We start from the raw sequence: 12,391 nt of genomic DNA, 5'->3' as shown, positions 1-12,391 counted from the left end.
GGCCTTGTCGCTTGACAAAGCCGGGGCTGCTCGGGTATAATATACCCAAGAGGACACTGTTCAGCAGTCAGACCCTCAGTCATCGAAATTTGTTATGATGACCGTTCGTGAGTCAGACGAGCGGTCATCGCGCTTTTATACAGAAGATGTACAGCAGGATTACTGTACATACGAAAAGCTGAAATGCCTTTTTCCGCATTCGCGCCACCTCCTTCCTGCCGCAGACAGCGGGAAAGGAACAGAGGGTCTGACCGCTATGTGAACTTGTCCGTTTCGATTATAGCATATGAAATCGAAATCTGTCAATAAGCCGCCTTTTGGGGCGGTTTTTTGCATTTTATGACAGAAAAAAAGACGGATACATGCGTCCGTCTCTTGCAGCAAAAAATAAAAACCGTCTGAAAAGACGGTTGATTGACACAATATGACACACATGCTATAATCAAAGTGCAAACGGTGAAAAAAGGTTGTTCCTCCCTCGATAAAAAGGGAGGTGATCTGGATGTCAATTTCCGAAACGCTGCTGTTGTTTCAGTTGATCACCACGATCGTCTTTGGTATCTTAGGATACATAAAGAAATAACCGCCCCGTAACCGGAGCGGCGTTTCCTCAAACACTTAACTATGGGGAACGACCGCCCGTTACCAGCAGGCCGCCGTTTGTACTTAAGATTATAGCGCAGAGTCCCGGCTTTGTCAAGCGACAAGGCCGGGACTCTGTTGTTTACGCATCATAGGAAATCAGTCCAAGCTGCATTTTCCAGTCGATGACGCGCACGGCGGAAGCGTGAATCTGAGACTCGGGAATCGTGCCGTCCTGCACGGCAGCAAGCACGGCGTTGTACTGGGTCTCGAAATCCGACGAGGTGAGCATATCATTGCCCGCCTGCACGGCAAGCACCGCCGCGTTTTCGCCGCCGGTGTAATCGCGGATGGCGTCCATGATCAGGTCATCGGTCAGGATTACGCCGTCAAAGCCGAGTTCCTCGCGGAGAATGCGGTGCACCTCGGCTGAGAGCGACGCCGGTCGGTCGGCGTCCATGCAGTTTACCACATTATGGCTGACGAGAACCGACTGCGCCCCGCTTTCGATGCCCGCCTGAAACGGCAGGAAATCCGACTGCCGGAAGGTGTCCATCGGCCGCTCGTCAATGGCGATGCCGGTATGCGTGTCCGCGTTATTGCCGTAGCCGGGGAAGTGCTTGAGCACCATGCCGGTCTTGTCGCTGACCATCTGCGTGACCACCGTGCGGACGTATTCGCCGGTCTGCTCGGCGTCCATGCCGAAGCTGCGCGCGTAAATGAAATCGCTCGGGTCGGTCGAAACGTCGCACACGGGCGCAAAATTAACATTGATACCTAAATCGCGCAGCAGCGCATCCTTCTCGGCGGTGTCGCTCGTGATGCGGTCAAAGCCGCCCTCGCTGTACAGCGCCTGCGGCGAGCGGAATTTCGCTGCACGGAACGCCGGGTTGGAGCTGACGCGCACGACCGTGCCGCCTTCCTCGTCTACGCCGATGAGCATGGGCGTTTTTGCGGCATTCTGGTAGGCTGCGATGGTGTTTGCGACGGATTCTTTGGTCTGTCCGTCAAAATCGCGTGCAAACAGCAGATAGCCGCCGATGTCGTACTGCGCGGTCAGCGCCGCCGCGTCGGTCTCCGGACAGCGCACGAAGAACATCTGCGCGACCTGCTCCTCGAGCGTCAAGCCGTCCGCATACTGCTCCGCCGCCGTCCGGCGGATCTCCTCCGGCGTGGGTTCCGGCTCGGGCTGATCGACGGTCGGCGCGGACGGCGTTTCGTCCTTTGCGGCGGTGTCCGTGCTGCCGCAGGCCGTCAGTCCGGTGCAGAGCAGACCCAGCAGCAGCGCAAGCATTCGTTTTTTCATGTGTATCACCTCGTTTGCCTACATTATACAAGAGAGCAGGGGAGTTGTAAAGCATAGAGTGAATGTGGTAATATTACAAGGTAGGAGTTTGAGGGCAGGAGGATGCGTGAGAGCGGAGAGCGTGTCACTCGTCAATGATCTGCACCTGTGCAGCCGCAGGGGCGAACCGTGTTCGTCCACAAAACGGAAATCCCTAATCCTGTCACTTGTTCCACACAAGAAAGGATGTTCACTATGAACATAACCATAATCTATCCGCACAAACGGAAAACCAAATCGTCCACCTACGGCATTGCACAGATGGTGCTCGACCGCCTGCTTTCGGGCGGCACGCTGCACGAATTTTATCTGCCGCAGGATATGCCGCATGTCTGCGCGGGCTGCTATGCATGTATGAACGGCCGCGAGAACAAGTGCGGCGGGCACGAATACATGCAGAAGCTCATCGCCGCGATGGACGACTCCGAGCTGATCATTTTCTGTGCGCCGACCTACGTTTACCACATTCCGGGGCAGGTCAAGACCCTGCTCGACCACTTTGCGTACCGCTGGCTGGTGCACCGTCCCGACCTGTCGCTGATGTGCAAGCAGGCGCTCATCATCACGACCGCGGCGGGCGGCGGCATGAAATCCACCGTCCGGGATTTGCGCGACAGCATGAACTACTGGGGCGTCGGCCGCACGCATGTTATCACGCAGGCTGTCTGGGGATATGACTGGAGCAGCATGCCCGAGAATTTCATGCACAAAATTCAGCAAAAGGTGGAGAAAACGGTTTCTGCCATTCGGAAAAATGCCGGAAATGTCACGCCGTGCGCGAAGGTCAAGGGATTGTTTTACATGTACCGCCTGTTCCATAAAAAGCGCAAAATGAATCCCGTTGACGATGAATACTGGTATCAAAAAGGCTATGTGACGGAGAAACCTTGGAAAAGAGGACGATAATGGCAACCACAAAGGAATTTCTCGCGGAAATATTAGACCACCTGTCCGGACTGGACGGCGTAGCGCATCGAGCCATGATGGGGGAGTACATACTCTACTACAATGGCAAAATCGTCGGCGGAATTTATGATAACCGCCTGCTGGTCAAGCCGGTCAAAGCTGCGATAAGCTGCCTTCCGGATGCGCCTTATGAATTTCCGTACGACGGCGCAAAACCCATGCTGCGGGTGACGAAAACCGACGATGCCGCCTTCCTGCAGAAGCTGCTGCGTGCCATGTATGACGAACTTCCGGCACCGAAACCCAAGAAGAAAAGCAATAAGGAGTGAAAAACATGCACACCATCGGACGTTTTGCACCCAGTCCGAGCGGCCGCATGCACCTCGGCAACGTGCTGTGCGCGCTGCTGGCATGGCTGAGTGCGCGGCAGCAGAACGGCGAATTTCTGCTGCGGATTGAGGATCTGGACGAAATGCGGTGTCCGCGCAGCTTCGCGGAGCTTATCATCGACGACCTGCGGTGGTTAGGGTTAGACTGGGACGGCGAAATCCCGTATCAGTCCGAGCGCACGGCTGTTTACGAGAAATACGAGGCGATTCTGCGCGAAAAAGGTCTGCTGTACCCGTGTTTCTGCTCGAGAGCGGCCCTGCACGCCGCAAGCGCGCCGCACCTGTCGGACGGCAGGGTGGTCTACGCCGGAACCTGCCGCGATTTAACACCCGAGCAAGTGGCCGAAAAGCGCAGAAAGCGTGCGCCTGCAACGCGCGTGCGCGTGCCCGAGCGCACCATCACATTCACGGACGGCGTGTACGGCGCGTATACCGAAACGCTCACCGAGGAGTGCGGCGACTTTATCATCCGGCGGTCGGATGGCGTGTTCGCGTATCAGCTGGCGGTCGTGGTGGATGACGGCCTGTCCGGCGTGACCGAGGTCGTGCGCGGGCACGATCTCATCGGCAGTACGCCGCGCCAAATCTGGCTGTATGAGCTGTTCGGCTTCACGCCGCCGAAATTTATCCATATCCCGCTGCTGTGCGACCATGACGGACGCCGCCTGTCCAAGCGCGATGAGGACCTCGACCTCGGCCTCCTGCGGGAGAAATTCACACCCGAGCAGGTCATCGGCGCACTCGCCTGCGCCGCAGGACTGACCGACACCGCAGAGCCGGTCTCCGTGAAGGAGCTCGTGAAAGCGTTTTCGTGGGAGAAGATTCCGAAGCATGAGCTGTACCTGCCGAACGTGTTTCGAGGAATTAGTAATTAGAAATTAGAAATTAGTAATTATCGTTACGGTAGAGCATACCGTAGGGGCGGATCAGTGTGTCCGCCCTTTTTGTATGCCCTCTGCACGCACATAACCGTAGGGGCGCACATTGTGCGCCCGGAAAACCGTCAAATGTGGCGTTGTGTGGGCGAACACTGTTCGCCCCTACGGGATAGATTGTACCAACCGTTTGATACGGTGCGCCGAGGTCGTCGCACCCTACGGTAACATTTGTTATCAATTAAAACCCGTAGGTGCTGGGCGTAATAACGTGCAAACGAGTTGCGCGACACGGGTATGTCGCGCCTGCGCAGAGTTGCCGGTCTGTGTAGCAGTACGTTATCTGACCCTGCGAACAGGTTACGAAAGACACGGAAGAAAAAATCCTCTGCCGTTTCCCATGTCGGAGCGGTCACATGTAGGCAATCTGCGCCAGATTAGGAAGCAAGGGAAAGGTAGGAGTCCAAAGAGGAAGGAAAACCGCAGGTTGTCCTTCCTTTTTGCCCCCGCCGCGGGTGCCGTGACGCTCCCGCCGTCCGCAGACGGCGAATCCCCACCGCTGAATCTCAGCGAAAACCTCTCCGCCCGGAAAGGGCGAACCCGCCTGCGGCAGTTCGTGTGCCCCGGTCAGCCGGTGCAGGAAAAGGAGCCGCCCGTTAGGGGCGAACCCGCCTGCGGCAGTTCGTGTGCCACGGTCAGCCGGTGCAGGAAAAGAAGCCGCCCGTTAGGGGCGAACCCGCCTGCGGCAGTTCGTGTGCCCCGGTCAGCCGGTGCAGAAAAAGGAGCCGCCCGTTAGGGCGAACCCGCCTGCGGCAGTTCGTGTGCCCCGGTCAGCCGGTGAAGAAAAAGGAGCCGCCCGTTAGGGGCGAACCCGCCTGCGCAGTTCGCGCACCCCGCAGGGCGGTGCAGAAAAATTTCAGCAAAGGCTATTGACAAATCTGTATACTTATATTATTATCATAATACAATAAAACGAAAGGAGAGAGCTTATGCAATGGGAATTGCGGGGGGATCGTCCGATCTATCAACAGCTTGTGGAAAAGCTGACCGAGCAGATCGTCAGCGGACAGCTTGCGGCGGGTGAAAAGGTACCGCCGGTGCGCGAGCTGGCGGCTCAGGCGGGTGTCAACCCGAACACCATGCAGCGTGCGCTTGCGGAAATGGAGCGCGAAGGCCTGATGTTCACCAACCGCACGAGCGGACGCTATGTAACGGAGGACAGAGAAATGATTGGTAAGGTAAGAGAGCAGATCGCAGGAGAACGCATCACGGAATTTCTGTCCGGCATGAGCCAGCTTGGCTTCACCGAGCAGGACATTGTGGCGCTTCTGGAGAAACGCAGTGGGGAGGAGAAGAACAATGGATAACAACGAACTGGTTATCTGTCAGGGATTGACAAAAAACTACGGTAAAAAGACCGCGCTCAATAATCTGAATCTGACGCTCGGCCGCGGACAGTTTATCGGTCTGCTCGGCCCGAACGGCTCGGGCAAAACAACGACCATCAAGCTGCTGAATGGTCTGCTGCAGCCGACAAGCGGCTCGGTGCTCATTGACGGTCAGACGCCGGGCACCTACACGCACAGCATCATCAGCTATCTGCCCGACAAAAACTATCTCAACGATGCGATGAAGGTCAACGACCTGATTTCGTTCTTTGCGGATTTTTACACGGATTTTGACCGCGTAAAGGCAACTGATATGCTGGATTCGCTGGGGATCGACCCGCTCAGCCGTCTGAAAACGCTCAGCAAGGGCAATCAGGAGAAGGTGCAGCTCATCCTCACCATGAGCCGCAAGGCGCAGCTGTATGTGCTCGATGAGCCGATCGCGGGTGTTGATCCGGCGGCGCGCGACTACATTCTCAGCACCATTCTCTCGAATTACAGCGAGGACGCGTCCGTTCTGCTGTCCACCCATCTTATCGCGGATGTGGAGCGTGTGCTCGATGAGGTCATTTTCCTCAAGGAAGGCGCGATGGTGCTGCACGATACGGTTGACCATATCCGCGAGGAACACGGAAAATCGGTTGACGCACTGTTCCGGGAGGTGTTTGCATGTTAAAGCTGTTGAAATATGAGTGGAAAGCCTGTGCGCGTATCTGTCTGCCGCTGTACGGCGTGCTGATTCTCATGTCGTTCGTCACGCACCTGCTGTACAGTATCCCGCAGAACAGCACGTTCGGCTTTATGATGCCGGCCATCAGCTCCATGCTGTATATGGGCGTGATGATGGCGGCATTTGTGGTAACGGCTGTCATTCTCATCCAGCGTTTTTACAAAAACCTGCTCGGCAGTGAGGGCTACCTCATGTTCACCCTGCCGGTCACGGTGACGCAGCATTTGCTCAGTAAAACCATTATCGCGGTGGTTATGATCGCGCTGAGCGGCATCGCGGCGTTCCTCAGCATCGGCATTTTTGCCGATATGTCCTTCGGCACCCTGTTTGTCGATATGATAAAGGGTGTGGCGCGGAGCGGCGGCCTGCTGTTCGGGCTGGAGCTGCTCGTGCTGGCGGTGCTCGGCATTGCGGACATGGCGCTGTTCGTCTATATGTGCATGGCGCTCGGCCATCTGGCGGGCAAGCACCGCCTGCTGATGTCGGTCGTGTGGTACGTTGTTCTTTCTACCGCCCTGCAGGTTCTCCTGCTTCTGGTGATGATGGGCGGGGGCAATGTCATGCCGGAGGCGCTTGCCGATGCGATAGTACGCTGGCTTGACAGCACCATGCAGACCATCACGCCGATGGATGCGGCGCATCTCATGCTGCGGTTCTGCTGCGTATTCGAACTCATCAGCGATGCGGTGTATTTCCTTGTGACGCGCTGGATTCTCACGCACAAGCTCAATCTCGAATAACAGAAAAAGGATACACACTTGTGTATCCTTTTTCTCTTGCCTGAACGGTATATCTCTGGTATGATGGAGGTAGTAAAAGGGAGGTGTGTCCTGTGAAATGTCAGCACTGTGGTATCCATTTTGACGATGAGGAACGCGTATGTCCGATGTGCGGCGCACGCGCGGGCAGTAAGGGCCGCATGACGAGGCCCGCGCCGAAATGGCACGGCAAGCCGCGCGAGACCTACACCGAATATCATCCGACGATAGAGAACAGCAGCTCGGCGAAAACGGCGAAGAGCAAGGCGCGTCCCATCCAGGATAAGCCGAAGAAAAAACGCGCAAAGGGTGCGGTGATTGCGATAATTGTTATCGCTCTGCTGCAGTTTGTGCCGACGCTGATCGCGTTTGTGGTGGATGATCTGGTGCCGGAAATTGAGAGCAGCTTCGGAAATTCCCCCGCGCCGGATTATGATTCGGATTACAGCTATGCGGCGCAGGATCTCAGCAGCATTCTCGGCACGGACAGCGGCATGGTGATCGATAACAGCGACACCTTCCGTCTGCACTATGACCAGTCGAATGATGAATGGGCGATTCTGTATACCTCGGCGGACGGCGGCACGTTCAAGAGCACGGCCGACGCGTGGTGTCTGTACGATGACCCCGACGAGTATTACTATCCGGAGGCGTATCCGTCCGATCAGTACGATATGTACACGGTTGCGTTCACGCTGTACGATACCGAGGCGGTAGGGAGCCTGCCCGAGTGGTGTCAGTCCATAGCCGATAGCGGCGACGATATTTGGCTGAATTTGTATGTCAGCAAAACCGATGATACGCTGCTCATCGAGGATATGGATGGCATCGGCCTGTTCGGCACGACAGATCCGGTTCCGTATTATCGGGCACAGAATATGTGATTTTGTAAAAAAGCGTGAAAAACAACAGCCCCGGTTCTGTCACTTGACAAAACCGGGGCGCCGCGCTATAATATAGCTACAAACGGCGGCTCGTTCGCACCGAGCGGTCGTTCCTCAGATCGATTTTATGTCGAGAAGAAAGCCGCTCTTTACAACGGGTGCGGTTGGTTTATTTCTTCATGTATCCGAGGATACCAAAGACGATCATGGCGATCAACTGAAACAGAAGCAGTGCTTCGGACAGCGACATCACGATCACCTCCCTCCTCATCGAGGGAGGAACAACCTTTTTTCACCGTTTGCTGATTTGATTATAGCATGCGGACAATATCCTGTCAATCAACCGTCCTTATGGGCGGTTTTTGCGTTTTTACGGGAGAATTTTGTGCATATGCAAAAGAAAAGTCACTCATAAACGGATGCCGTGCCGATCCTGCAGAGCATTTGCGCGTGGTCGGGTGCGTTTTTCAAGGCAGACCCAATGAGCGAGATGATTCAGTGCCGGAGATGCGACCACAAATAAATTGAAATTGATGATGAAAAATGGAGAATTACCGTTTTCCGGAAATTCTCGCAATGGTTTCCGCCACATTTTCCTGATGCACTTTTGCCGGACGGAACCGCACGGCTGCAAAATTGAGGTTGATCAGCGGACCCAGTCCGACGGCGGAAATAATGGTGCCGACACCGACCGGACCGCCGAGAAAGAAGCCGATGACCGTTACGAGCACATCCACGACCGCGCGGCACACGCCGGCAGACCGCCCGAACTTACGCGCGAGCGCGACCATCAGCGCGTCACGGGGGCCGCTGCCGAGCGCACTTTTCATGTACAGCCAGGTGCCGAGCGCAAGCAGCTCCAGACCGCCGATGAGCATGGCAATGCCGCTCACCAATCCGTGCATCTGCGGGATGAGGTGCGCCGCCTGAATCGCGTCGATTATGACTGCGCAGCCCGCAATGTTGATGATCGTGCCTAAGCCGAAGCTCTCACCGAAGAGCACGGCCGTGAGGATGGCTGCCGCGCCTGCGATAGCGGACGCCGTACCATAGGTCATGCCGGTTCGCAGCGACATGCCTTGCTGCAGCACGCTCCACGGCTCGAGTCCGACATTCGCCTGCAGCATCATCGCAATGCCGATCGAGCTGACCGCAACACCCAGGATCAGCCAGAATAACCGGTGGATGTACTCTCGAAACATAATGTATACCTCCTGTGAGCAATTTAGCAGATAAAAAAGTGAAACGGCAGAACCGCGAGCATTCCGCTCGGATTCTGCCGTTTTTGTCATTTGCATTGTGAAAATGTTATTCCGAAGCGGAATTGCTGTCGTCCTTTTTGATCTGGGAAAGATAGCGGTACACACTGGCCTGCGAGCAGTGCAGCGCGTCGGCCACATCCTTGACCGCGCCCTTCAGCAGGAAGATACCGCCGTTTTCAAGCGAAGCAATGATCTGCATCCGTTCATCGGGCGTGAGCCGGTCGGCGGTCACGCCGAGGCGGATGAGCTCGCGGCCGACCGCATCGCCTGCCACCGCGTCGATCGAGTTGTGGAAGCTCTCGGTCGTTGCCGGAACCGCTCGCGGGAATGGATCACCGGGTTCGGCCTGCTGCGGTGCAATATGGTCGTCGATAAAAATATCCGGATGACACAGCCGCAGCACGTTTTCGCTGGCGGCCAGATACCGGCTGTCGTCAAAGTTGATGCACAGCATGCCGACCAGCTTGCCGTTGTGCTTGATGAACATTGTGCTCGAGCGCAGCGTTTTGCCCTCGGCAGAGAGACCGCAGTAGTGCAGGCGGTAGTCCTGCGTTTCGTAGCTTTTGTCCATCAGGATTTTGAGCGCCACATTGGTAAGCGGTGCGCCGATCTCCCGGCCGCTGATGTGATTGTTGGCAATGGCTACTATAGAGCGGTTTTTGTCGGTCATATCATGCAGAGCAACCTCATAATCCGGTCCAAGTGCCTGTCCGAGAAATTCTGTCAGCTTGATGTAGTGCTGCAACAGCGGATTAGCCATTTGCCCACCCCGTTTCAAAGAATTTTCTTTGCAGTGCCTTTGATTGCATGGCATTGCCTTTTTATTAGTTTACTCTAATATTATTATAGCTTAACAATGATAAGTTTGTCAAAAAATAAACGCGAATAATTTCTCACAACAAAAATAAAAAGTTATTATGCAAAATAACTAAAATGAGGATAAAGTGCATAAAAAACTTGTGAAAAACCAGTGAACCATACAAAACTTGTTAAAATAATTGACAAGGCGTGAAAACTATGTTAAATTTATATCAAGGAATGAGACACAGACTGATAAAAAATTACAAAACTGAAGAAAAGGGAATGTAAAGAATGAGGAGTAGAGAAAGGGAGACTGCCATGAATTCTGATTTTCGAGACAAGCTCTCCAACGCCGCAACAGCGGTTGAGATCACCCTTGGCATGGTGATTCTGATCGCGTGCATCGTGTCCGGTATCGGCATGGTCGCCATGACCGATATGAACAAGCTGTTCGGTGATCCGGCGTATCTGCAGGCGCGCATGAGCTCGGCCTGCCTGATCATCATCGGCATCGAGCTGATCAAGATGATCACCAGCTACACCATCGACTCGGTGGTTGACGTTATGCTCCTCGCCATCGCGCGTCAGATGATCGTCGAGCATACCTCGCCGATCGAGAACCTGATCGCCGTGCTGTCGATCGGCATCCTGTTCGTGATCCGGAAGTATCTGTATATTTCGCGTCTGGACCGCCGCCGCAGCAAGAAGGAGATCGAGGAGGACATCCGCGCAGAGGTTCTCGGCGTGGAAAACCGTAACGAGCCGAAAAAGCCGGAACCGCCCGAGATTGGCTCATTGATTTGACATAAGGAAAATGCATATCACCTGAAAACCGCAGCGCCCGAGAGGGCGCTGCGGTTGAGGCTGTCGAAAAACTATCGTTTTTCGAGCAGCCTCTCGATCGAAACCACGCTTTCGATCGAATGCTGAAGAAAAACCGCGTCCTCCGGACACATTTTTTCTTCCCTTGTATAAAAACCGAGGTACACAAGGTGAATTGCCGCATAGCGGCAAGAGAGGGGGGTCTGGACCACGCCCCCGGGTTTTATGAATTTGCTGCGCAAATTCTATTTTATGCGTGCTGTCGCACGAAGCACAAAATAGAAATCTAACTTTTTCGACAAGCTGAACCGCAGCGCCCGAGAGGGCGCTGCGGTTTTTCGTTGGAAAGGCTGCAGATAAATTGTTTCAGTTATTCACAATATCAGAAAAAGCTTATAGGCTTAAACCTGCGTTTCACTCATACTTTCGTTATGTTGGCAGGCTTGCAAGTGATTTACTGCGATTCACATAACAGCGTAAATAGTACGCATACTATACCGATAAATCGTTTTCTGAATGATATTACTGCTTTTTGCGTTGTAAATTTGCTTTACGCCCCAAACCGCATCTGCAGCCGCAGCCGGTCGGCAATCATCGAGATAAATTCGCTATTAGTCGGTTTGCCCTTGATGCCCGAAACTGTGTAGCCGAAGTAATTCTGCAGGGTTTCGATGTCACCGCGATCCCATGCGACCTCGATCGCGTGCCGGATGGCGCGCTCCACGCGAGAGGAGGTCGTCTTGAACTTTTTGGCAATCGACGGGTACAGCACCTTGGTGATGGCGCTGACCGACTCGATATCCTCGACCGCCATCATGATGGCCTCGCGCAGATACTGGTAGCCCTTGATGTGCGCCGGCACACCCACCTGATGAATCACCTCGGTCACGCGGAGCTCAAGCGCCATGCTTTCCTCGGCCTTGACCGCGCGCAGCTGACCGGTCCGCCACAGGCGAAGCCGTTCGCAGACCGCCTGCGGCTCCATCGGCTTGCGCAGGAACAGATCCACGCCGAGCGCCGCGCATTCCGCGCCGATCTGCGGACTTGCAAACGCCGAGAATACCATCACCGCCGGATGCGGTCCGTCCTGTTCGTGCAGGCGGCTGAGCACGCTCATGCCGTCCATCACCGGCAGCATCAGTTCAATGATAAGTACATCCGGCCGCAGTTCATTGACTGCGGAAAGTGCCTTTTCACCGTTTTCCGCAATGCCGACCAGCTCAAAATCGTCCGCACTGTCCAGTACCGCCGACATACGCGCGCAAAATTCGGTGTCGTCGTCTGCAAGTAAAACTCTAATTTTCTCATCCATATGTCATAACCAGCTTTCCGATAAAGTTTATCTCTTTTTCTTGGCAATAGATTACCATATACTACCATAACTTGCAAGACCTTTTGTAAAAATGTGGACGGAAAATTGCAGACAGAATTCGACAAAATCTGTCGATTTACCCGAAACGACCGGTCAGACCGACCGCTTTTGCAATTTCTACATATTTTCAAAATTCCCCGGAAATAGACAAAATACAAGCAAAACTGCGGTTTTCGACAACAAAACAGTGGCGATTAACCCAAAAGAAAGGGCGCACAATGTGCGCCCAAACGCAAGGTAAACCCATCACAAATTACGAACTGCTGATTCCTGATTG

General features: G+C 54.5%; 12 protein-coding genes. 8 read left to right on the top strand and 4 right to left on the bottom strand.

The window, feature by feature from the left end:
• Window positions 1-724: 724 nt before the first annotated feature.
• On the bottom strand, window positions 725-1,888 hold the full coding sequence (locus DW088_RS11195; RefSeq protein ID WP_118360784.1) for a glycoside hydrolase family 3 protein: 1,164 nt from the start codon (window positions 1,886-1,888) through the stop codon (window positions 725-727).
• A 234-nt stretch (window positions 1,889-2,122) separates the two neighbouring features.
• Here DW088_RS11195 and DW088_RS11190 point away from each other — a divergent pair, with 234 nt between their 5' ends.
• From DW088_RS11190 to DW088_RS11160, 7 genes are all read left to right on the top strand, one after another.
• Window positions 2,123-2,833, top strand: coding sequence for a flavodoxin family protein (locus DW088_RS11190; protein ID WP_158574678.1), 711 nt, complete (start codon window positions 2,123-2,125; stop codon window positions 2,831-2,833).
• Entirely contained in the window at window positions 2,833-3,162 is a 330-nt protein-coding gene (locus tag DW088_RS11185; protein WP_118360782.1) for a TfoX/Sxy family protein, read from the top strand. The genes DW088_RS11190 and DW088_RS11185 overlap by 1 nt, the downstream gene beginning before the upstream one ends.
• 5 nt (window positions 3,163-3,167) lie before the next feature.
• A complete protein-coding gene (gluQRS, locus tag DW088_RS11180) occupies window positions 3,168-4,097 on the top strand; it encodes a tRNA glutamyl-Q(34) synthetase GluQRS (RefSeq protein WP_118360781.1) in 930 nt (309 codons plus the stop codon).
• A 989-nt stretch (window positions 4,098-5,086) separates the two neighbouring features.
• Window positions 5,087-5,464, top strand: a complete 378-nt coding sequence (locus DW088_RS11175) for a GntR family transcriptional regulator (RefSeq protein WP_117492165.1) — start codon at window positions 5,087-5,089, stop codon at window positions 5,462-5,464.
• Window positions 5,457-6,161: an ABC transporter ATP-binding protein gene (locus DW088_RS11170; RefSeq protein WP_118360780.1), complete on the top strand. Its 705-nt coding sequence runs from the start codon at window positions 5,457-5,459 to the stop codon at window positions 6,159-6,161. Before DW088_RS11175 ends, DW088_RS11170 begins: the two co-directional genes overlap by 8 nt.
• The gene (locus DW088_RS11165; RefSeq protein WP_118360779.1) at window positions 6,155-6,955 is read left to right on the top strand and encodes a hypothetical protein; all 801 of its coding nucleotides are present in this window, start codon (window positions 6,155-6,157) and stop codon (window positions 6,953-6,955) included. Before DW088_RS11170 ends, DW088_RS11165 begins: the two co-directional genes overlap by 7 nt.
• Before the next feature lie 92 nt (window positions 6,956-7,047).
• Window positions 7,048-7,857 (top strand): zinc ribbon domain-containing protein, encoded by an 810-nt coding sequence (locus tag DW088_RS11160; RefSeq protein WP_118360778.1) that lies wholly within the window; start codon window positions 7,048-7,050, stop codon window positions 7,855-7,857.
• Window positions 7,858-8,408: 551 nt separating this feature from the next.
• Here DW088_RS11160 and DW088_RS11155 read toward each other — a convergent pair.
• Together DW088_RS11155 and DW088_RS11150 are read right to left on the bottom strand one after the other, a co-directional pair.
• On the bottom strand, window positions 8,409-9,059 hold the full coding sequence (locus tag DW088_RS11155; protein WP_118360777.1) for a YczE/YyaS/YitT family protein: 651 nt from the start codon (window positions 9,057-9,059) through the stop codon (window positions 8,409-8,411).
• Window positions 9,060-9,165: 106 nt separating this feature from the next.
• The gene (locus DW088_RS11150; protein ID WP_116704584.1) at window positions 9,166-9,879 is read right to left on the bottom strand and encodes a helix-turn-helix transcriptional regulator; all 714 of its coding nucleotides are present in this window, start codon (window positions 9,877-9,879) and stop codon (window positions 9,166-9,168) included.
• 359 nt (window positions 9,880-10,238) lie between these two features.
• Here DW088_RS11150 and DW088_RS11145 point away from each other — a divergent pair, with 359 nt between their 5' ends.
• The gene (locus DW088_RS11145) at window positions 10,239-10,724 is read left to right on the top strand and encodes a phosphate-starvation-inducible PsiE family protein (protein WP_110435046.1); all 486 of its coding nucleotides are present in this window, start codon (window positions 10,239-10,241) and stop codon (window positions 10,722-10,724) included.
• 568 nt (window positions 10,725-11,292) lie between these two features.
• Here DW088_RS11145 and spo0A read toward each other — a convergent pair.
• Window positions 11,293-12,054 carry a sporulation transcription factor Spo0A gene (gene spo0A / locus DW088_RS11140; protein ID WP_118360776.1) on the bottom strand — a complete coding sequence of 254 codons (762 nt, stop codon included), beginning with the start codon at window positions 12,052-12,054 and terminating at the stop codon, window positions 11,293-11,295.
• Window positions 12,055-12,391: the final 337 nt, after the last annotated feature.

This window comes from Butyricicoccus sp. AM05-1 (assembly GCF_003474415.1).
GTDB lineage: Bacteria > Bacillota > Clostridia > Oscillospirales > Butyricicoccaceae > Agathobaculum > Agathobaculum butyriciproducens.
Note: the sequence above shows the minus strand (reverse complement) of the source record. Positions and strands in the feature narration are given on the sequence as shown.

Excerpts from the sequence above, each read along its gene's own strand:
- DW088_RS11195 (WP_118360784.1), bottom strand. The coding sequence starts at position 1,888 with ATGAAAAAACGAATGCTTGCGCTGCTGCTGGGTCTGCTCTGCACCGGA.
- DW088_RS11190 (WP_158574678.1), top strand. The coding sequence starts at position 2,123 with ATGAACATAACCATAATCTATCCGCACAAACGGAAAACCAAATCGTCC.
- DW088_RS11185 (WP_118360782.1), top strand. The coding sequence starts at position 2,833 with ATGGCAACCACAAAGGAATTTCTCGCGGAAATATTAGACCACCTGTCC.
- gluQRS (WP_118360781.1), top strand. The coding sequence starts at position 3,168 with ATGCACACCATCGGACGTTTTGCACCCAGTCCGAGCGGCCGCATGCAC.
- DW088_RS11175 (WP_117492165.1), top strand. The coding sequence starts at position 5,087 with ATGCAATGGGAATTGCGGGGGGATCGTCCGATCTATCAACAGCTTGTG.
- DW088_RS11170 (WP_118360780.1), top strand. The coding sequence starts at position 5,457 with ATGGATAACAACGAACTGGTTATCTGTCAGGGATTGACAAAAAACTAC.
- DW088_RS11165 (WP_118360779.1), top strand. The coding sequence starts at position 6,155 with ATGTTAAAGCTGTTGAAATATGAGTGGAAAGCCTGTGCGCGTATCTGT.
- DW088_RS11155 (WP_118360777.1), bottom strand. The coding sequence starts at position 9,059 with ATGTTTCGAGAGTACATCCACCGGTTATTCTGGCTGATCCTGGGTGTT.
- DW088_RS11150 (WP_116704584.1), bottom strand. The coding sequence starts at position 9,879 with ATGGCTAATCCGCTGTTGCAGCACTACATCAAGCTGACAGAATTTCTC.
- DW088_RS11145 (WP_110435046.1), top strand. The coding sequence starts at position 10,239 with ATGAATTCTGATTTTCGAGACAAGCTCTCCAACGCCGCAACAGCGGTT.
- spo0A (WP_118360776.1), bottom strand. The coding sequence starts at position 12,054 with ATGGATGAGAAAATTAGAGTTTTACTTGCAGACGACGACACCGAATTT.